At 39.6% G+C, this 20331-nt stretch carries 14 protein-coding genes and 1 tRNA gene; 14 read left to right on the plus strand and 1 reads right to left on the minus strand.

Translation table 11 applies throughout. The features are described from left to right. The first annotated feature begins 21 nt into the window (after positions 1–21). From iscU to AAGD16_RS02210, 8 genes are all read left to right on the plus strand, one after another. Entirely contained in the window at positions 22–405 is a 384-nt protein-coding gene (gene iscU / locus AAGD16_RS02175; RefSeq protein WP_008467675.1) for a Fe-S cluster assembly scaffold IscU, read from the plus strand. 9 nt (positions 406–414) lie between these two features. Beyond that, a complete protein-coding gene (gene iscA / locus AAGD16_RS02180) occupies positions 415–738 on the plus strand; it encodes an iron-sulfur cluster assembly protein IscA (RefSeq protein WP_008113924.1) in 324 nt (107 codons plus the stop codon). A gap of 70 nt (positions 739–808) precedes the next feature. After that, a complete protein-coding gene (gene hscB / locus AAGD16_RS02185; protein ID WP_008113925.1) occupies positions 809–1336 on the plus strand; it encodes a co-chaperone HscB in 528 nt (175 codons plus the stop codon). 41 nt (positions 1337–1377) lie between these two features. Next, positions 1378–3240, plus strand: coding sequence for a Fe-S protein assembly chaperone HscA (hscA, locus tag AAGD16_RS02190; RefSeq protein ID WP_215521923.1), 1863 nt, complete (start codon positions 1378–1380; stop codon positions 3238–3240). 11 nt (positions 3241–3251) lie between these two features. Next, positions 3252–3590, plus strand: a complete 339-nt coding sequence (fdx, locus tag AAGD16_RS02195) for an ISC system 2Fe-2S type ferredoxin (RefSeq protein ID WP_008113929.1) — start codon at positions 3252–3254, stop codon at positions 3588–3590. A gap of 564 nt (positions 3591–4154) precedes the next feature. After that, a complete protein-coding gene (locus AAGD16_RS02200) occupies positions 4155–5582 on the plus strand; it encodes an NAD-dependent succinate-semialdehyde dehydrogenase (protein ID WP_013464000.1) in 1428 nt (475 codons plus the stop codon). A gap of 473 nt (positions 5583–6055) precedes the next feature. Further along, complete coding sequence (locus tag AAGD16_RS02205) at positions 6056–7597, plus strand: PAS domain-containing methyl-accepting chemotaxis protein (protein WP_215521924.1); 1542 nt, start codon at positions 6056–6058, stop codon at positions 7595–7597. 4 nt (positions 7598–7601) lie between these two features. After that, the gene (locus AAGD16_RS02210) at positions 7602–10154 is read left to right on the plus strand and encodes an EAL domain-containing protein (protein ID WP_215521925.1); all 2553 of its coding nucleotides are present in this window, start codon (positions 7602–7604) and stop codon (positions 10152–10154) included. A 290-nt stretch (positions 10155–10444) separates the two neighbouring features. Here the strand turns inward: AAGD16_RS02210 and AAGD16_RS02215 are convergent. Next, positions 10445–10520, minus strand: a tRNA-His gene (locus AAGD16_RS02215). A gap of 1127 nt (positions 10521–11647) precedes the next feature. Between AAGD16_RS02215 and AAGD16_RS02220 the strand changes: the two genes are divergently transcribed. The 6 genes from AAGD16_RS02220 (at position 11648) to AAGD16_RS02245 (ending at position 20329) form a co-directional block, all read left to right on the plus strand. Next, complete coding sequence (locus tag AAGD16_RS02220; protein WP_013464003.1) at positions 11648–12466, plus strand: mechanosensitive ion channel family protein; 819 nt, start codon at positions 11648–11650, stop codon at positions 12464–12466. Positions 12467–12572: 106 nt separating this feature from the next. Continuing rightward, positions 12573–13355 (plus strand): YdiY family protein, encoded by a 783-nt coding sequence (locus AAGD16_RS02225; RefSeq protein WP_215521926.1) that lies wholly within the window; start codon positions 12573–12575, stop codon positions 13353–13355. Between the two features lie 122 nt (positions 13356–13477). Then, positions 13478–16144 (plus strand): SLBB domain-containing protein, encoded by a 2667-nt coding sequence (locus tag AAGD16_RS02230; protein WP_128583717.1) that lies wholly within the window; start codon positions 13478–13480, stop codon positions 16142–16144. A gap of 912 nt (positions 16145–17056) precedes the next feature. Next, positions 17057–18019: a Wzz/FepE/Etk N-terminal domain-containing protein gene (locus AAGD16_RS02235; protein WP_377113339.1), complete on the plus strand. Its 963-nt coding sequence runs from the start codon at positions 17057–17059 to the stop codon at positions 18017–18019. A 59-nt stretch (positions 18020–18078) separates the two neighbouring features. Further along, entirely contained in the window at positions 18079–19359 is a 1281-nt protein-coding gene (gene tviB, locus AAGD16_RS02240) for a Vi polysaccharide biosynthesis UDP-N-acetylglucosamine C-6 dehydrogenase TviB (protein WP_377113342.1), read from the plus strand. A 13-nt stretch (positions 19360–19372) separates the two neighbouring features. Next, entirely contained in the window at positions 19373–20329 is a 957-nt protein-coding gene (locus AAGD16_RS02245; RefSeq protein WP_138687241.1) for a Gfo/Idh/MocA family protein, read from the plus strand. Positions 20330–20331 lie beyond the last annotated feature (2 nt).

Consider the following 20331-nt stretch of genomic DNA (forward strand, 5'->3'; position numbering starts at 1 on the left):
GCAGGTAGTGAGGATAGAATTATGGCTTACAGTGATAAAGTAATCGACCACGTAGAAAACCCACGTAACGTAGGTGCTCTAGATAAAAACGATCCGTCAGTGGCAACGGGTATGGTAGGCGCACCAGCATGTGGTGACGTAATGAAATTGCAAATTAAAGTATCGGCAGACGGCGTTATTGAAGATGCAAAATTCAAAACGTACGGCTGTGGTAGCGCAATTGCTTCATCTTCACTGGTAACAGAGTGGGTTAAAGGCAAAACATTAGACGAAGCTGCGACTATCAAAAATACCGATATCAGCGCAGAGCTAGAATTACCACCAGTGAAAATTCACTGCTCAATTTTAGCAGAAGATGCAATTCAAGCAGCAATTGCAGATTACAAAAGCAAACATACAAACTAAGAGATATTCATGGCAGTGACATTGACAGATGCGGCAGCAAACCGCGTACAATCATTTTTAGCAAACCGTGGTAAAGGCATTGGCCTGCGAGTTGGCATTAAAACGACGGGCTGTTCAGGTCTTGCTTATGTTCTAGAGTTTGTTGATGAGCTAAACGATGACGATGAAACATTTGCGGCCAAAGGCGTTACCTTAATTGTTGACGCTAAAAGCTTAGTTTATATCGACGGCACTGAGCTCGACTACACTAAAGAAGGTTTAAATGAAGGGTTTAAATTTAATAACCCTAACCAAGCTGATGAGTGTGGCTGTGGCGAAAGCTTTACCGTTTAAGCTCAAACTTGTTTTAAGATATAAATAAGCCCTGCCAGTTAATGTAGGGCTTTGTCATTTGTGAGAAGTTATGCGTTATTTTGAGTTATTTGCAATACCGGTTGACTACAATATTGACTTAGCAATGATCAACAAGCACTACTTAGAACTTCAACGTGCTGTACACCCTGATCGTCATGCTAATGCCAGCAGTCGTGATAAATTAATGGCCGTACAAAGTACCGCTGAAATTAACGACGCATTACAAACACTTAAGCATCCGGTTAAACGTGCTGAATATATGTTGAGTGAGCTGGGCGTTGATATTCGCGCTGAGCAGCAAACACTGCAAGATCCCATGTTCTTGATGCAACAAATGGAACTGCGCGAAGAGCTTGAAGAACTTCCCTCTGCAAGTGATCCAGATATCGCTATTGCTAATTTTGAGTCGCAAATAAAGCAATTAAAAGCCCAGTATAGCAACGAATTAGCTGAGCAACTTGCAAGCAACGATGAGCAACAATATCAACACGCTGCTGACAACATTCGCAAATTAAAATTTGTATATAAGTTACAAGACGAACTTGAACGCATTGAAGACAGTTTATTTGACGATTAATTACTTGCTGCAAAGCGAGCAACACGAGTTTAAAGAGCATTATGGCATTATTGCAAATTGCTGAGCCGGGGCAGAGCGCGGCACCACATGAACACAAATTAGCCATTGGAATTGATTTAGGCACTACAAATTCATTAGTGGCAACCGTACAAAGCGGCGAAGCACGCACTATTACTGATGAGTCAGGCGAAGCGATGTTACCCTCAGTGGTTCGTTATCAAGCTGGCGGCATTACCGTGGGTAATGATGCAATGCAAGCGGCTACACTCGATCCGGTTAATACGCTTATTTCAGTGAAGCGTTTTTTAGGTAAAACGCAAACCGAAATAGAACAAAGCTATGGTCAACTGCCTTATCAGTTTTGCGATGATGATGGTGCATTGGCTATCGAAACGGCTGCGGGAAAGATCAGCCCAGTTAAAGCCTCAAGTCATATTTTAAATGCATTAAAAGTACGCGCTGAGCAAAGCTTTGGTAATCAAGATATTTTAGGGGCAGTGATTACTGTACCAGCCTATTTTGATGATGCACAGCGTCAAAGCACCAAAGATGCGGCTGAGCTTGCCGGTATTAATGTACTGCGCTTACTAAACGAGCCTACTGCCGCTGCCGTTGCTTACGGTTTAGATTCAGGGCAAGAAGGTATTATCGCCGTTTATGATTTAGGAGGCGGTACCTTTGATATTTCTATTCTGCGTCTTAATAAAGGCGTGTTTGAAGTGCTGGCCACCGGTGGCGATTCTAGCCTAGGCGGTGACGACTTTGACTCATTATTAGTTGATTACCTAAAACAAGAAACCGGCGTGACAGGCTTATCTCCTTCGGTATTACGCTTATTCATTAATAAAGCCAAAGCCTGTAAAGAAGCACTAAGCCAATACGAAAAAGTGAATGTTGGCCTTGAGTTTGACGATGAAAAATACATGGTTGAAGTAACGCGAGAAAAATTTAATGAGCTCGCTATGCCACTGGTTAAAAAAACGCTTCGTTCATGTCGTCGTGCAGTAAAAGATGCCGGTATTGAAAACCAAGAAGTATTACAAGTTGTAATGGTTGGCGGTTCAACCCGCATGCCGTTGGTTCGTACTCAAGTTGGCGAGTTTTTTAATAAACAGCCACTAACTTCAATTGACCCTGATCGTGTTGTTGCACTTGGTGCTGCGCTTCAAGCTGACGTATTAATTGGTAACAAGCCAGATTCAGACATGTTATTACTTGATGTGTTACCGTTGTCGTTAGGCCTTGAAACAATGGGTGGCTTGGTTGAAAAAATCATTCCACGCAATACCACGATTCCGGTTGCGCGTGCGCAAGAATTTACTACGTTTAAAGATGGTCAAACGGCCATGTCGTTGCATGTATTACAAGGTGAACGTGAACTGGTTGACGATTGTCGATCGCTGGCTAAATTTAGCTTAAAAGGCATTCCTCCTATGGCGGCGGGGGCGGCGCATATTCGCGTTACCTTTAAAGTAGACGCTGATGGTTTATTAAGCGTGTCGGCAATGGAAAAATCAACGGGTGTTCAAGCAGAAATACAAGTAAAACCGTCGTTTGGTTTGTCTGACGACCAAGTTGCTAATATGCTTAAAGAGTCGATGAGTAACGCTAAAGGCGATATGCAAGCGCGTATGCTTAAAGAGCAACAAGTTGAAGCGCTTCGTGTAATAGAAGCGATGGAAGCCTCATTAGCTGCTGATGGCGATTTACTTGAGCCTGAGCAATTAGCGACGCTAAAAGTGGAAATAAGCGAACTTGCGAAAGTACGCGAGAGTGCGCAAGAGCCAAGCGAAATTAAAGCGGCCATTGAAAAAATGGATAATGCGAGCAGTGATTTTGCCGCGCGCAGAATGGACGCGTCAATTAAAAAAGCCTTAACGGGTCAGTCAGTAGACAATATATAAGAGAGATTAGAATGCCACAAATTGTTTTTCTTCCCCATCCGGAGTTGTGTCCTGACGGTGCAGCAATAGAAGCGCCCGCTGGCGAAACGGTACTTGATATCGCGCTTAAAAATGGCATTAGCATTCCTCATGCCTGTGAAAAATCATGTGCATGTACAACGTGTCATTTAGTGATCCGTGAAGGTTTTGACTCATTAGATGAAAGTGATGACCTAGAAGATGACATGCTAGATAAAGCATGGGGTTTAGAGCCTGAATCGCGCTTAGGTTGCCAGGCAATTATTAGAGATGAAGACTTAGTGGTTGAAATACCTAAGTACAATCTCAATATCGTTAATGAAGAACACTAGTTTTTAATTAATGACTATCATATTAAAAGCCGCTGTTTGATACAGCGGCTTTTTTGTTTGTATTTGGTAGCAGCGGGTTTATCCCGCGTCTTTTTAAAGGTTAAAGGCGAAAGGTAAAGGGTTACGAGCGGCGGGCTGCGAGACGCGGGTAAATTAAAATAGCCTGTAGGCGGGGATTTACGCCGCGCAAATGTGGTTAAAGGTAATAAAATTATGCACAAAGAGGTTAAGAGACGCTGCGCTTTTTGAGGAAGTGACAAAACAATTAATTACTCAGGCTAATGGTTAGTGTTTTCTCATTTTCTTCTCATTCACTTCTCTTTGTGCATATGCTTTTTAAAGCGGTTTTATCCCGCGTTTGTTAGTAATTTTATTTACCACAGAGATTACAGAGTGCGCAGAGGAAGTGAATAAATACAAAGGTTGAAGGTAAAGGGTTACGGGCGGCGGGTAAATTAAAATGAATAAGTCTTGTAGCGTTAACCACAAGGCTTTTTTAATTTATCGAAGCCCGAAGCCCAAAACCCGAAGCCCAAAACCCAAAACCCATTTTGGAGGTATATTTTGAGTGATCTTATTTTTTCAGACTCGTTTATTAACGGTGAATTTTATCAAACCAACTCACGCTTTAGCGTTGATGATCCGGCCACCGAACAAAGTATTGTTGATGTAAGTGATATTGACGAGCAAGGCGTAAAAAATGCCATAACAGCAGCACAAGGCGCTTTTGTAAAATTAAAAGCCACCAATGCGACCGAGCGAAGCGAAACCCTGATGCGTTGGTATGATCTAGTAATAAAGCACAAAAAAACGCTAGCTACACTTATGACTAAAGAGCAGGGAAAACCGCTTAAAGAATCTCTTGGTGAAATAGATTATGGCGCCGGTTTTATTAAATGGTTTGCAGAGGAAGCTAAACGCAGCTACGGCGATGTGATCCCCGCCACCGATAACAGTCATCGTTTAACTAGCTTCAAGCAACCTATTGGCGTGGTAGCAGGTATTACGCCATGGAATTTTCCTGTTGCTATGGTGACTCGAAAAGTCGCGCCGGCTTATGCCGCGGGCTGTAGTTTTATACTCAAGCCTTCTGAGCACACACCATTATGTGCTATCGCTTTAGCTTATTTAGCTGATCAGGCTGGCTTTGTTAAAGGTGCATTTAATGTGCTTGTGTCACAAGATGCCAAAAAGGTTGGCAAAATGCTGACAGACTCAGAGGTGGTACGTAAGTTTACTTTTACTGGCTCTACAGGTGTAGGTAAGCAGTTACTCTCTCAATGTGCATCTACAATAAAGCGTACTTCAATGGAATTGGGGGGAAATGCCCCGTTTATAATATTTGATAATGCTGATATTGACGATGCGATTGATGGATTAATGGCGGCCAAATTTAGAAACTCAGGACAAGCTTGTGTTGCAGCAAATCGTATTTTTATTCAGCGTAATATATTAAATGACGTGCTTGAAAAAATTACACCCAAAGTCGCTGCGCTCAAAGTTGCGAACGGTTTTGATGAAAATGCCGACATAGGGCCGCTTATTTACCCCAAAGCAAAAGAGAAAGTGCAACAACTGATTAAAGACGCTCTTGATAAAGGCGCTACGCTAATTGGAGATAACAGCAATTTAGGTGGCAGTTTTCAAAACCCATTAATAGTCACCAATGTCACTACACAAATGGATATTTATCACGAAGAAGTGTTTGGTCCTGTATTAACGGTGATCCCATTTGATGAAGAAAGCGAAGTACTTGCGCTCGCTAATGACGTCCCTTATGGGTTAGCTGCGTACTTTTATAGCCAAAACATTAAACAAATCTATCGTATAAGCGAAGGGCTAGAGTTTGGCATGGTAGGTGTAAATGAGGGAGTTATATCAAACCCAGTTGCGCCGTTTGGTGGTGTAAAGCAATCAGGTCTTGGTCGTGAAGGCGGGCATCAGGGTTTAGATGAGTACTTAGAAGAAAAATACGTATGTATTAAGCTGTAATGATTAAGACTGTTCCGATGAGTTAATGGTTGTAAGATAAAACTCGGTTAAATGTTGCTAGATAATGGGCTAAATGTTACCTTTTTAATATATATTTTTCGTAACAAAATAGTAAAAAAATTTCTATAAGTAGAAATACCCCCGTGTGTAAATGCCACCATTTGGTGGCATTTTTTTTAGCCACTTTTTTGGCGAACCTTATCGCTTCGGTCTAAAATTACTCTATAAGCAGTGATTGGTGTTTAAACTTTGTATATAAGCTTAAAATAAAGTAATAACTATTCTCGTTTGTTTTTGTGAGTTTTTGTAACCTCATGTTTTTAAATGTATATTTTTACTAAGCTGAGGTGTAATATGAAGTTTCAGGCTCTTTTGAACTGTTAGAATATAGTAATAATGTATAATTGTGTTTTATACACTTATAAATTAACATTCCGCAAATTCATCCATTAAAAAATAATGAAGCACCCACTATGAGTAGAAGAAATCAAGCAACGGTAGACCAGGAAGTTTCGTTTGGCATTGACGAAGAGTTAGTTTCTACAACAGATTTACGAGGGGTTATCACCTATGCAAATGATAGCTTTTGTAAAGTTTCAGGGTATACCATTAATGAATTAAAAGGGAAAAACCATAACATGGTTCGCCACCCAGACATGCCACCTGCGGCATTTGGTGATATGTGGTCTAATTTAAAAAGCGATACCGCATGGCGAGGAGCTGTAAAAAATAGATGTAAAGATGGGCGTTATTACTGGGTTGATGCATTTGTTACCCCTATTTACGAAAACGGTAAAAAAGTAGGTTATCAATCAGTTCGCCAACAACTCCTTCCAGAATATAAAAGCCGCGCAGAAAAGCTTTACCAACGTTTAAACAACGGTCAATCAATTACGCCTTTAACTGAAAAATTAGCTGCATTTAAATTGCCTCTATTTATTGGGTGTGCCGCTTTAATTGCTTGGTTAACAAGTTATATGTTCTGGTTATGTTTACTGTTTGTTCCTCTGCCTTTTGTTATTTTTTATGAAGAGTTAATTCGTTCGCAAAGCACAATCAAAAAAACCAAAGCAGGTCCAGATAGCGTATCTCGGCATATTTATTCTGGTAGCGACAGCCTCAGCTATAGTGATTTTCAGATTAAATTACTTGAGGGTAAAGTAACGACCATTGTTGGCCGTATTATTGATGGTACTTTAAGCCTGAGTAAAGGTGCTGACTCCCTTAAAACTTGTGCTGAAGCTGCGCAGGCCGGTGTTGAAAAAGAAGCGTCTGAATTACATCAAGTGTCGTCTGCCGTTGAGGAAATGGTGCATTCAATTGATGAAGTAGCAAAAAATACTTTAGTAACTAACCAACGAGTGCAACAAGCTCACCAAGACTGCGAAAGCGCAACGCAAGCGATGTCTGGGACAATGCGAGAGGTGTCGTTACTTGCAACTGAAGTTGATAACTCAGCAAGCTCTGCGAGTGAGTTAGCAACAGAGGCTGAAAAAATTGGTGGTATAATGCAAGAGATACAAGGGATTGCCGATCAAACAAATTTACTTGCACTCAATGCCGCTATTGAGGCTGCGCGTGCTGGTGAACATGGTAGAGGCTTCTCGGTTGTTGCTGATGAGGTACGTGCACTCTCAAGCAGAACGCATACCGCCACAGAGCAAATTCAAGTCTCAATATCTGAAATGCAATCTACGCTACTCAACTGGTCCAAAACAATGGAAGCGGGTAAACACGCTGCTGAAACATGTGTTAAAGAAACCCGTAATAGCCAAGATATCGTCTCAAAAGTCTATGCGGCAATTACAGATATTTCCGATTTAGCAACGCAAATATCAACCGCTGCGGAAGAGCAAAGCATGGTATCGCAAGAAATTAGCCGCAATATTTCCAATATTAGTAGTGCGTCTTCAGAAAACTTAGCCCAAGCGCATTGTGTAGGAGCAGAGTCTGATGCGATTGAAAAGCACTCTAAAGCATTAGCGTCATTAGGTCTTTCTTTCAAAGTAGGTTAGTAAAGTGAGCAAGGATAGCAAGCAGTTAGATATAGGTGCAGCCTATGATGTATCGTATTCTCAATGTGCAAATTTAAGTGCACAATTGAGAGTACTGCAGCACGAAATTAAAGCCGATTACTTATTTATTGCCTCTGTAAATGAAGATAAATTAGCAACTACGCAGTTGGTTTTACATAACGCAGAGGTCGTTGATAACTTTTCTTATTCGCTAGAAGGCTCGCCTTGTGAACAGCTGCCTTCAAAAAGTGCGTGTTTTATAACGGATGAATTACAACAACACTATCCTGAAAATAAGCTACTAAAAACTATAAATGCGCAAGCTTACATTGGCGTCTCTATAAGCAATGATGAAGGCCAATTAAGCGGCGTACTGGTTGGTCTTTATTTAAATAGTGATCCAACAATCGAACGCTACCTACCAAGGCTAATTAGCTTTGCGAGTTATACAGCAGTGTTCCTGCAAAAGTGTTTTTTAGAAGATAAATCAAGCTCACAGCAATCACTATTTAGTGCTGTTGAAGCTATGTCGAAGGTAGGCACGTGGGAATACACAATTTCAACCGGCGAGCTAAATTATTCACCCGAGGTTTATAATATTTATGGCCTTGATAAGCGCAAACCGCTCACGACCACACAAGCGATTGCGCATTATGCTGGTGAAAAAGAGCAAGCGCGTATTCGTGATTTTTTTAATCGTTTGCAAACACATGGCCTTCCTTATTGTGAAGACTTTGAGTTTGTAGATGCTCATGGCAATAAAAAGTGGGTACGTACGAGTGGTCACCCTGTTTTTAATGATGATCATCAGGTTATTAAAGTGCATGGTGCTTTTGAAGATGTCACTTTAGAGTATGAGTTAAAGGCCAAGGTTGATGATAAAAATAATCGCCTTGAAGCTATTTTAAATAACTTAAATGATGCAGTGATCACTATTAATCAGCAAGGCGTTATTGTTCACTGTAACTCAACCGCATTAACTATGTTTGGCTATAAGCAAAATGAAATGCTTGGCTTGTCGATTAACAACTTAATGCCTGAGCCTTATGCATCTAAGCATCACTCGTATATGCGAAATTATGAGCAAACAGGTGAGGCTAAAATTATTGGTGTTGGTAGGCAACTACCTGCAAGAAAAAAAGACGGCACTATTTTTCAAATAGAATTGTCACTTACCAAAGCAGTTAATGAGCAAAGCGTTGAATATATTGGTGTAGTTAGAGATATTAGTGAAAAACTCAAAGCGCAAGATACCATTTATAATTTAGCTTATTCAGATCCCATAACAGGATTAAAAAATAAGCGGTGGTTTGAGCGCGAATGCAGAAGTTTACTTCAAAGTGCCAGCATTAATAATGGCTATATATATGCTGCATTATTAGATATGGATAAGTTAGCGCAATTTAACTTTAAGTACGGTATTGAGGCGGGCAACGAAGCACTCATTTTAACGGCTAAAAAACTATCAAATGCGGTACAGGGCGAGTACAAGCTATACAAAAGCGGAGTTGATTCTTTTTTAATTATAAGCGCCAATATAAGTAATGACTTATCCTACCTAGAGCAACAACAACCAACTATAGACTCTAAAATATTAGCGCTAGATAACTTCTCACATAAGATCAGTGATCTTGATGTGGTACTAAGCGCCTCTTTGGGCAGTACAATTATTAATGCGAGTAGAGACTCCTATAGCTCTATGTTTGATAAGTTGGAATACGCACTAAAACAAGCCAAAAAGTTGTCTCCTTTTGGTTATTACTTTGCAGATTTAGATGCATTAAAACGTTACGAACGTACCAATAAAATTCGTTACTTACTAATAAATGTTGATAAAAGTGATGAATTAACACTGGTACTACAGCCACAATTTATTAATGAAAATACCTTTAATTCAGCCGAAGCATTATTACGTTGGGATTCTGAGGAATTAGGCGTAATAAGCCCTGGGGAATTTATACCCCTAGCAGAAGAAAGTGAAGCCATTATTAAAATTGGCGATTGGGTGGTTGATCAAGTATGTAAGTTGCTGCATGAAGTCAGCCGAGCAGGAAAAAACACCTGTATTGCCGTTAACATTAGCGCTAAACAAATTGTAGCCCCCGATTTTAAGGAAAAATTGCTCGCCAGTGTTCATAAGTGGCAAGTGTCACCACGTAACTTAGTGATTGAGCTGACCGAAACGACTTTAGTGTCAGACATCGAACTAGTAAAAGAGACTATGCTTGAACTTAATAAAAAGGGCTTTAGGTTTTCAATTGATGACTTTGGAACGGGTTATTCAAGCCTGAGTTATTTGAAAGAGTTGCCAATTTCTGAGCTTAAAATAGATAAATACTTTGTCGATGGCATTATGGATACTGACGATAATTCAAGTAAAACTATTGTGAATATGATCATCGACATGGCCAGTGCTTTAGGCGTAAATAGCGTTGCTGAAGGCGTTGAGGAACCTGCGCAATTTAATTATTTAAAGCAGCGCGGTTGCAACTTATTTCAAGGCTATTTATTTTCAAAGCCACTGCCTATTGCACAGTGGAAAGAACGCCTTAAATAATATGTAGCAGCGACTTTATTTTGCGTTTATTAAGTTTATATGTTCAAAGCTTCAAATGCGGGCATCGGGCTTCGAGACGCGGGGTAAATCCACTGCTACGTGTGTAGTTTTTAAATCTATGGTAGCAGCGACGTTATGTCGCGTCAGGTTTAAGATCTAATAAATGCGTAAGGTAAACTCATGCCTACAGACAAGTTGGCGTAGTTTCTTTATTTCTGACTTGGCTTCGTATCGGGTAAATATAATTTAGAGATTAGCTTTAGATATTACTGAGGAAACTTAGAAAATAGTGGGGCGATTGACGGGGCTCGAACCCGCGACAACCGGAATCACAATCCGGGGCTCTACCAACTGAGCTACAACCGCCACTACATACACCTTGTTTGGTGTGGCGCGCATAATACATAATATCCCCATGCTTGTGAAGCAAAAAATCAAAAAAATTAAACTTATTTTAAGTATTCTATATTTAAGCTATTGGCAACGGGTAACGGGCAGCTCGAATCCCTAATTCCGCGCAAGATTTTCTTCTCTGTGTAGCGCGAAGTGCCTCGGTGTACTCTGTGGTTCAAAATGGTTTTTTAGGCGGGGGTTATCACGCGCAGGTGGTTTTAGGCAATAAACTTATTCACAAAGAGGTTAAGAGACGCTGCGCTTTTAGAGCTAGTGAAAAAACAATTAATCACTCGGGCTCATGGTTATTGTTTTCTCATTTACTCCTCATTCACCTCTCTTTGTGCAAAAAGATCTTAAAGAGATTTTATTCACCACAGAGGGTTAGTGCACACAGAGGAAATGATTAAAGACATGTTTTATTTGTTTTGTCTTCTCTGTGGAGCGTGAAGCGCCTCGGTGTACTCTGTGGTTCAAAATGGTTTGTAGGCGGGGGTTATCACGCGCAGGTAGGTTTTAGGCAATAAACTTATTCACAAAGAGGTTAAGAGACGCTGCGCTTTTAGAGCTAGTGAAAAAACAATTAATCACTCGGGCTCATGGTTATTGTTTTCTCATTTACTCTTCATTCACTTCTCTTTGTGCAAAAAGATCTTAAAGAGATTTTATTCACCACAGAGGGGGCAGAGCACACAGAGGAAATGATTTTTGTCTTCTCTGTGAAGCGCGTAGCGCCTCGGTGTACTCTGTGGTGCAAAAAATTAAAACACTATTTACCACAGAGGTCACAGAGGAAGAGATTAAAGACAAAGATTTTAGGTTTTAGGTAGAGATTAAGCCAAGCATGATGTTTGTATTGAACGTGAGCGGTGGTTATCCCGCGCATTTTATTAAACCCTGCGCGAGGTAAACTCCCGCCTACGGGTATAAAAAACCTTGCTATATTAACCGTAAGGTTTTTAAATTCCTCGAACCTCGAACCTCGAACCTCGAACCTCGAACCTCGAACCTCGAAATACGCTGTTGCAAACACGTATTAAAGATTTACAATACAATAAACAACACCGCTAAACTGCTTAATAACACTATCAGGAGTTAATATGGATTCAATACTCAATTGGCTGAATGAAAATTCAGGCTTAATCTTACACTACGGTATTCAAGCAGTCATAGCGCTTGTTATATTTTTGCTGGGTGGACGAATTGCTAAATTTTGTGCAAAGTTAACCGAAAAAGCATTCGACAAGAAAAAAGTAGATAAAGCGGTTTCATCGTTTGTCTCTAGTATTGTATATGCCATTGTATTTGCAGCCACTATTTTAATGGCGCTGTCACAAATTGGCATCGAAACCACGTCATTCATTGCTATTTTAGGTGCGGCAGGTTTAGCCGTTGGCTTAGCACTGCAAGGGTCGTTATCTAACTTTGCGTCAGGCGTATTAATTATTCTACTTCGCCCATTTAAATCAGGTGACTACGTTGAAGCGGGCGGTAAAGCCGGTACGATTAAAAAAATCGAAATATTCTCAACTGAAATGCGTACACCCGATAACAAAGTTATTGTAATGCCTAATTCAAAAATTATGTCAGATGCAATTATTAACTACTCGCGCGAATCAACACGCCGCGTTGACCTTGTGATTGGTGTTGGCTACGACGCCGACTTACGAAAAGCAAAAGAAGTACTTAAATCAGTGCTTGATAACGAATCGCGTATTTTAAAAGATCCTGCATATAACGTATCGGTATCTGAACTTGCCGATTCAAGCGTTAACTTTATAGTGCGCCCGTGGGTTAACTCAGAAGATTACTGGCCAACATACTGGTCGTTAATGGAAAACATTAAAATAGCGTTAGACGACGCAGACATTACCATTCCATTCCCGCAAATGGATGTACATTTACACAAGCAAGACTAATTTTTTAAAATACTTATTTATTAAGGCAGCGCTCAAATTCGATTTATTAATATGCGCGCTGTTTTTTTAATAGGTATTAATACATTTTTTACAGGGTTATTTTTTAATGAAACTTAAGCTTTTATCAATTTTAGTAGCAGCCTCAGCTACAACCAATGCATTTGCAGCAGAAGATGAACAAAAAACCTGGGAAGTTACCAGCGAAGTAGGCGCTATTATTACCAGCGGTAATACCGAAACAACGACCTTAAAAGGCGGTATTAAAGTATTACATAACTTAGAAAGCTGGAATAACGAGTATAAGTTAGACGGCATCTACAAAGAAGATGAAGTAGAGAACGAAAACGGCATAAAAGAAAAACAGCGTACTAACGAAAAGTACTCTATTTCAGCACAAGGTAATTACAAGTTAAATGAAAAGCACGCCCACTTATTTATTTATGGGTCACACGTATCTGACTACTTTGGTGCATACCGAAGTGAGTCGGTTATTTCAGCGGGTTATGGTTTACGTTTACTAAACGAGTCAAACATGAAACTAAATGCTGAAATTGGTCCAGGTTATAAGTACTTTAAATACCCAGATGTAAGCGAAGAGGTTGATGAAAACGGCAACTCACTAGCGGGTGAATACGAAGGCGAAGTAATTGCTTTAGGTAAATTAGACTTTAGCTGGAAAATTTCAGACAACGCGCGTTTTACCCAGTTAGTATCGGTAGAATATGGTGATACCAATACCAAAACTCGCTCAGAAACTGCGCTACTTACTAAAATTAATGGCTCATTACAAATGAAAGTAGCCTACAATATCACCAATAACTCAGATGTGGCTGATGACAAAGAAGCAACCGACACTGAGACCTCATTAACATTGGTTTACAGCTTTTAACATCAAGTAGTAAATTAATTGTAATAAAACTATGAAAGGGGCTAAAGTCCCTTTTTTATTTGCCCATAAATAATGTATGATACCCACCAATTTTGGTTGTAGACCTAGGGAAATACCTACTCGTGAACGTTATTAAACATTTATTAAGTGCTTTTGTACTTATATGTAGCTTTAGCACATTAGCATTTGCGCCAACAGCCGCTCAACTAGAGCAGTTTCAAAAGTTGCCTAAGTCTCAACAGCAGGCACTTGCAAAGCAATATGGCGTAGATATTTCAAGCCTTGAAGGTGCAGGCAATGCCAGTGGCAAAAATAACGAACAAGATAAACCCACAGTAGGTGAGCGTAATACCGCCGACGAACAAGCTTTTACAGATGAAGAACGCTTTAAGCCAGAAGATAACACGGTAAAACCATTCGGTTATGACTTATTTGCCGGCGAACCCACCACATTCATGCCCAACGAAAACGCCGCAGTACCCGATACGTATTTAGTGGGGCGTGGCGATCAGCTATTAATCAACTTTTACGGTAAAGAAAGCGCAAGCTACGAAGTCATCGTTGATAGGGAAGGACGTATTAACATTCCCGACTTAAGTCCTGTTCAGGTAGCTGGTTTAACCTTTGCTGAAGTTAAAGAGTTAATAAAAGTAAAAGTTGAACAAGAGATTATAGGTGTTAAAGCGTTTGTCTCGCTTGGTAAACTTCGCAGTATTCGTATTTTAGTATTGGGTGAAGCATACAAACCAGGTAGCTATAGTGTGTCGTCATTGACTACAGTGTCGCATGCATTATTTGTAAGTGGTGGCGTGTCTGATATAGCCTCACTGCGTAATATTCAAGTAAAGCGCGGTGGTAAGGTTGTTACTAACTTTGATTTATACGATTTACTTATTCGCGGTGATAGCAGTAACGATATTATTTTAAAGCCGGGTGACGTGGTATTTATACCGTCGGTTGGCGAGCAAGTAACCGTTGATGGTTTAGTAAAACGCCCTGCTATTTTTGAGCTTAAAAAAGGCGAAACGGCAGAACAATTATTAAAAATGGCGGGCGGCATCAAGCCAAATGCTTACGCTAAAAGCGTGATAGTTGAACGTTTTAATAACCAACATAAAGAAGTGCTTTCGGTAGATTTTAGCAAAGAGCAAGTTAACTACATTCCAAAAGATGGCGATCGTATTCGCTTTAGCGCGATTGGTGAGCAATACCAAACTTCAATTAGTTTAATTGGTGCTGTAGTACGCCCAGGTAATTACCAGTGGTACAAGGGTAAACGTATTTCAGACATATTAGGCTCAGTACGTGGTGACTTACTACCACAGGCCGATTTAGATTATGCGCTAGTAGTGCGCGAAACCAACGTAAATGGTGATATTGAAATTCACCAGTTTGATTTAGCAAAAGCCATTACAAAAAATACTGAGAACAACTTACAACTTAACCCTAACGATAAAATTATTGTATTCAGTCGTTTTGAAGAAAAAACTTTAGAAGATATAGCGCTTGCAAATTTAGCGTTAACTAAAGAGCAGCAAGATCAACAACGCAAAGCAGAGCTTTGGCATGAATACCAACAAAAAGAGTTTGAAAAATACGTTGGTGTGGCGGTTAAAAAGTCAGAGTTTGAAGAGGTAAATCCAAATTTAAGCATGGCGGAAATGCTTGAGAAAAAGCTTAAAGAGCAAGAAGAAAATGCGCAAAGTTATGCGTTGTTTAGCCGCCATAATTTACTTAAACCCGTAATTGCTAAGTTAGAGCAGCAGGCCGGTGTAATGCAGGCGATGCAAATAGTGGAAATTAGCGGCAGTGTAATGTACCCAGGCATTTACCCGTTAATGGAAGGCGGTGAAGTAAAAGACCTAATTACTGCAGCGGGTGGCTTGTTAGAATCGGCTTACACACAACAAGCTGAAGTAACAAGAATTGCCAATAACGATGTATCAAACATTGAGCATATTAAGTTTGATTTAAAAAGTGCTATGCAAGGTAAAACGGCATCTAATATTTCATTACAAAGTAAAGACAGCGTAAATATATTTGCTATCCCAAATTGGCAAGAAAACTTAAAAGTAGAGCTAAAGGGTGAGCTTAAATTTCCGGGCACCTATACTATTCGCCGCGGTGAAACCTTAAGTAACTTATTAAAGCGCGCCGGTGGCTTTTCTGAGTTTGCTGCAACCAATGCCGCTGTATTTACTCGCCAATCAATTAAAAAGCAAGAGCAACAACAGCTAACGCGTTTATCTACCGAGCTTCGCCGAGATATAGCATCAAAAAGCTTTCAAAGTTCAGTAAGTAGCAACACACTTACTTACGATGAAATGAATAAGTTGCTAAAGGACCTGGCTAACGTTGATGCCGTAGGCCGTTTAGTTATAGATTTACCGCTTATTGTTAACAATGAGCAAAACCTAGTACTGCAAGATGGCGATGTACTTTATGTGCCTAGTGAACGCGACTCAATCAGTGTAATAGGTGAGGTTAATTACTCTACATCGCACCTATATAAAGCAGGTATCAGCGTAGACGAATATATAGACCTAAGCGGTGGCTTAAAAGAGCGCGCTGCTGATGACCGTATTTACATTATAAAAGCCAACGGCTCAGTAAAAATACCAAATACCGGCAACTGGTTTGCAGTTAATAACTCAAACCAACTTGAACCTGGCGATACCATTGTTGTCCCACTAGATGCAGGTCATATGGATAAGCTAACGCTTTGGAGCACCGCAACACAAATACTTTACCAGTTAGGTGTAGCAGTAGCAGCCATAAGCGGTATTTAATATAATGTAGCGCGGGTTTATCCCGCGCTTATGTAGCAGCGACTTTATGTCGCGTCTGTTAGTGATTTTATTCACCACAGAGGGTAAAGAGAACACAGAGGAAGAGATCAAAGTTAAAGGCTTTTATCAATATAAGCTTTTCTTCTCTGTGTAGCGCGCAGCGCCTCGGTGTACTCTGTGGTCCAAAGTGATTTTGTAGACGGGACCTTATGTCGCGTATACGTAGCAGCTACTTTATGTCGCGTCTGTTAGTGATTTTATTTACCACAGAGGGTAAAGGGAACACAGAGGAATAGATTAAAGTTATAGCTTTTTATCAATATAAGCTTTTCTTCTCTGTGTAGCGCGCAGCGCCTCGGTGTACTCTGTGGTTCAAAATGGTTTTATATGCGGGGCTTTATGTCGCGTCTGTTAGTGATTTTATTCACCACAGAGGGTAAAAAGAACACAGAGGAAGAGATTAAAGTTAAAGGCTTTCATCAATATAAGCTTTTCTTCTCGGTGTAGCGCGCAGCGCCTCGGTGTACTCTGTGGTTCAAAATGGTTTTGTAGACGGGTGCTTATGCCGCGCAAATGTAGCAGCGACTTTATGTCGCGTTAAAGATAATAAATTTATTCACAAAGAGGTTAAGAGAGCGCTCCGCTTAAGAGGAAGACATAAATAAAATGGGTATGTTTCCTTATTTACTCTCATTTATTTCTCTTTGTGCATATGATTTTTAAAGCGGGGCTTTATACCGCGCAAACGTAGCAGCAGGTTTGGTGTTACCAGGGACGAGCTAAAGTTCCTAAAACAATAACTTGCCCTAATGTTCTTGTTATACAATTTTTTGATAGCTGATAGCTGATAGCTGATAGCTGATAGCTGATAGCTGATAGCTGATAGCTGATAGCTGAACTTATGAGATTTAAATGGAAAACAACTCAAACAACCAAAATCAGGCAAATACACCAATGCAAAACAACATTGCTGATGACGAAATAGACCTACGCGAACTATTTACCGCTATTTGGCAAGGCAAATGGATAATTATCGCTATAACTACCCTATTTGCTGTGGCATCTGTTTTTTACGCCATAAACCAGCCAAACATTTATAAATCAGAGGCGTTACTTGCCCCTGCAGAGCAAGATCAGCAAGGTGGCTTAGGCGCATTAGCCGGCCAGTTTGGTGGGCTTGCAAGTTTAGCAGGTGTTAACTTAGGTGCCGGCGGCGGGGTTGATAAAACGCAAATGGCGCTTGAAGTACTAAAATCACGCCAGTTCACAAGCGAATTTATTAAAAAGCACAATATACTGCCCGACTTAATGGCAGCAAAAACATGGAACCGTGAAACTAATACGGTTATTTACGACGAAGAGCTTTATATTGCAGAGCAAAATAAATGGATACGTAAAGTTGAATTACCCTTTAAACCCGAGCCTTCAATGCAAGAGGCGTATAAAGAATTTAGTAAAATTATTACTACAAATAAAAACACAGAAACTGGCATGGTCACAGTTGCCATAGAGCATGTATCGCCTTACATAGCACAGAAATGGGTAAATTGGCTAATACAAGATATTAATTCAACCATGAAACTACGTGATGTCGTCGAAGCAAACAAAAGCACCGATTTTTTAACAAAACAAATACAACAAACTAAAATAGCTGATATACGTGCTGTTTTATATAAACTTGTAGAAGAGCAAACAAAAACAATTATGTTTGCCAATGTTCGTGATGAATATGTATTTAAAAACATAGACCCTGCAATAGTGCCTGAGCAAAAGTTTAAGCCCAAAAGAGCGTTAATATGTGTATTAGGTGTTTTTTTGGGGGGTATTTTGGGGGCGTTGCTCGTTTTAATACGTCACTATATTAAAAGGGATTAAAGTTGTTTTTGGTTTACCCCATCTTCCTATGTAAAAAACCTAAATTAAGAGAAAATTAAATGTTTATACCATGTAAAAAAATTAAAATAGGCGTAATTGGTTTAGGTTATGTAGGCCTGCCTCTAGCCGTAGAGTTTGGTAAAAAATATCCAGTTTTGGGTTTTGATATAAACCAAAAGCGAGTAGATGAGCTAAGCGCAGGGCATGATGCGACGTTAGAAGTTAGCGATGAAGAGCTTAAAGATATCAAACAATTAACTTTTTCTTGTGATAAGCAGGAATTAGCTAGTTGTAATGTTTATATTGTAACAGTGCCCACTCCTATTGATGAAAGTAATGCGCCTGATTTAACACCACTTCGTAAAGCATCTGAATTATTAGGTGAGTTTGTTCAAAAAGGGGATGTTGTGATATACGAATCTACAGTATACCCAGGTGCTACTGAAGAAGTATGTTTGCCTATTATCGAAAAAGTATCAGGCTTAGTATTTAATAAAGACTTTTTTGCTGGTTATTCACCTGAACGAATTAACCCTGGTGACAAGGTGAATACGCTAACTAAAATTATGAAAATCACATCGGGTTCTACGCCTGAAATTGGTGAATTTGTAAATGAGTTATACGGCTCAATTATAACAGCAGGTACGCATTTAGCTGGCTCAATAAAAGTAGCCGAAGCGGCAAAAGTAATTGAAAATACACAACGAGACTTAAATATTGCCATAATTAATGAGTTTGCAAAGATCTTTAATCGCTTAGGTATTGATACAGAAGAAGTCCTCAATGCAGCAGGCACAAAGTGGAACTTTTTAAAGTTTAAACCTGGCTTAGTAGGTGGGCACTGTATTAGCGTTGATCCGTATTATTTAACCCACAAAGCGCAGGAAGTAGGCTACCGACCTGAAGTTATTTTAGCTGGACGCAGAATAAATGACGGTATGGGTGAATATGTAGCAACGCAATTAGTTAAAAAGCTATCAAGCCAAAAAATTCATGTTGATGAAGCAAAAGTATTAGTCCTTGGTTTTACTTTTAAAGGTGATTGTCCCGATGTCCGTAATACTAAAATTATTGACATAGTAAATGAGTTAAAAGACTTTAACATGTCGGTTGATGTTTATGATGACTGGGCGAACCCTGCGGAAGTAGAGCATGAATATGGTCTGTCATTAGTAAGTGAATTAAAAGAAAATCACTACGATGGCATTGTATTAGCTGTAGATCACAGTGAATTTAAAGAAATGGGTAGCGATTCTATTCGTAAATTCGGCAAACAAAAGCATGTTTTATATGATGTAAAGCATGTGTTTGGCACTAAAGATTCAGATATCCGCTTATAATAAAGGACTTAAAATGAAAAATTTTGCATTAATTGGTGCATCAGGTTACATAGCACCACGTCACTTAAAAGCAATTAAAGAAACAGGCCATAACCTTTTAGTGGCCATGGATATTAATGATTCTGTAGGTATTATGGATAGCCATTTTCCTGATGCCGAATTTTTTACTGAGTTTGAAGACTTTACTGCATATGTCGAAGACTGTGCAATGAAGGGTCAAAAGCTCGATTACATTGCCATTTGTAGTCCTAATTATTTACATGCCCCGCATATGAAGTACGCATTAAAAAATGGCATTGATGTAATTTGTGAAAAACCATTGGTACTTCATTCAGAAGACATGGATATTCTTAAAGATTACGAAACAAAATACGGGGCGAATGTTAATTCAATATTACAATTAAGATTACACCCATCAATTATCGCTTTAAAAGAAAAAGTGGCCTCAGCACCAGCAGATAAAGTTTTTGATGTAGATTTAACTTATATGACATCGCGTGGTAAGTGGTACATGAAATCTTGGAAAGGGTTTGACCACAAGTCAGGTGGAGTCGCTACCAACATTGGCGTGCATTTTTACGATATGTTGCACTTTATTTTTGGTGAGCTTAAACACAACGAAGTTCATTTTAGAGATGAAAAAACGACTAGTGGCTACCTTGAATACGAGCGAGCTCGTGTAAAATGGTTCTTGTCGATTGATGCAAATAACTTACCTGAAAATGCGGTTAAAGGTGAAAAGCTTACTTACCGGAGTATCACTATTAATGACGGCAATGACACTGAAGAACTTGAGTTTTCAGGTGGCTTTACCGACTTACATACTCAAAGTTACCAAAATATATTAGCAGGTAACGGTTTTGGAATTGATGAAAATAGAGTTGCTATTGAAACAGTTGAAAAAATTCGTGAAATGCCAATTGTTGAAGCGGGTAACAAAGCACACCCGTCACTATCGAAGGTATTGTAGTT

The organism is Pseudoalteromonas sp. M58, assembly GCF_042604605.1.
Classification (GTDB): domain Bacteria; phylum Pseudomonadota; class Gammaproteobacteria; order Enterobacterales; family Alteromonadaceae; genus Pseudoalteromonas; species Pseudoalteromonas tetraodonis.

Coding starts and splice junctions, on each gene's coding strand:
- iscU (WP_008467675.1), top strand. CDS start 22: ATGGCTTACAGTGATAAAGTAATCGACCACGTAGAAAACCCACGTAAC.
- AAGD16_RS02205 (WP_215521924.1), top strand. CDS start 6,056: ATGAGTAGAAGAAATCAAGCAACGGTAGACCAGGAAGTTTCGTTTGGC.
- AAGD16_RS02235 (WP_377113339.1), top strand. CDS start 17,057: ATGGAAAACAACTCAAACAACCAAAATCAGGCAAATACACCAATGCAA.
- AAGD16_RS02245 (WP_138687241.1), top strand. CDS start 19,373: ATGAAAAATTTTGCATTAATTGGTGCATCAGGTTACATAGCACCACGT.
- AAGD16_RS02225 (WP_215521926.1), top strand. CDS start 12,573: ATGAAACTTAAGCTTTTATCAATTTTAGTAGCAGCCTCAGCTACAACC.
- AAGD16_RS02220 (WP_013464003.1), top strand. CDS start 11,648: ATGGATTCAATACTCAATTGGCTGAATGAAAATTCAGGCTTAATCTTA.
- iscA (WP_008113924.1), top strand. CDS start 415: ATGGCAGTGACATTGACAGATGCGGCAGCAAACCGCGTACAATCATTT.
- tviB (WP_377113342.1), top strand. CDS start 18,079: ATGTTTATACCATGTAAAAAAATTAAAATAGGCGTAATTGGTTTAGGT.
- hscB (WP_008113925.1), top strand. CDS start 809: ATGCGTTATTTTGAGTTATTTGCAATACCGGTTGACTACAATATTGAC.
- hscA (WP_215521923.1), top strand. CDS start 1,378: ATGGCATTATTGCAAATTGCTGAGCCGGGGCAGAGCGCGGCACCACAT.
- fdx (WP_008113929.1), top strand. CDS start 3,252: ATGCCACAAATTGTTTTTCTTCCCCATCCGGAGTTGTGTCCTGACGGT.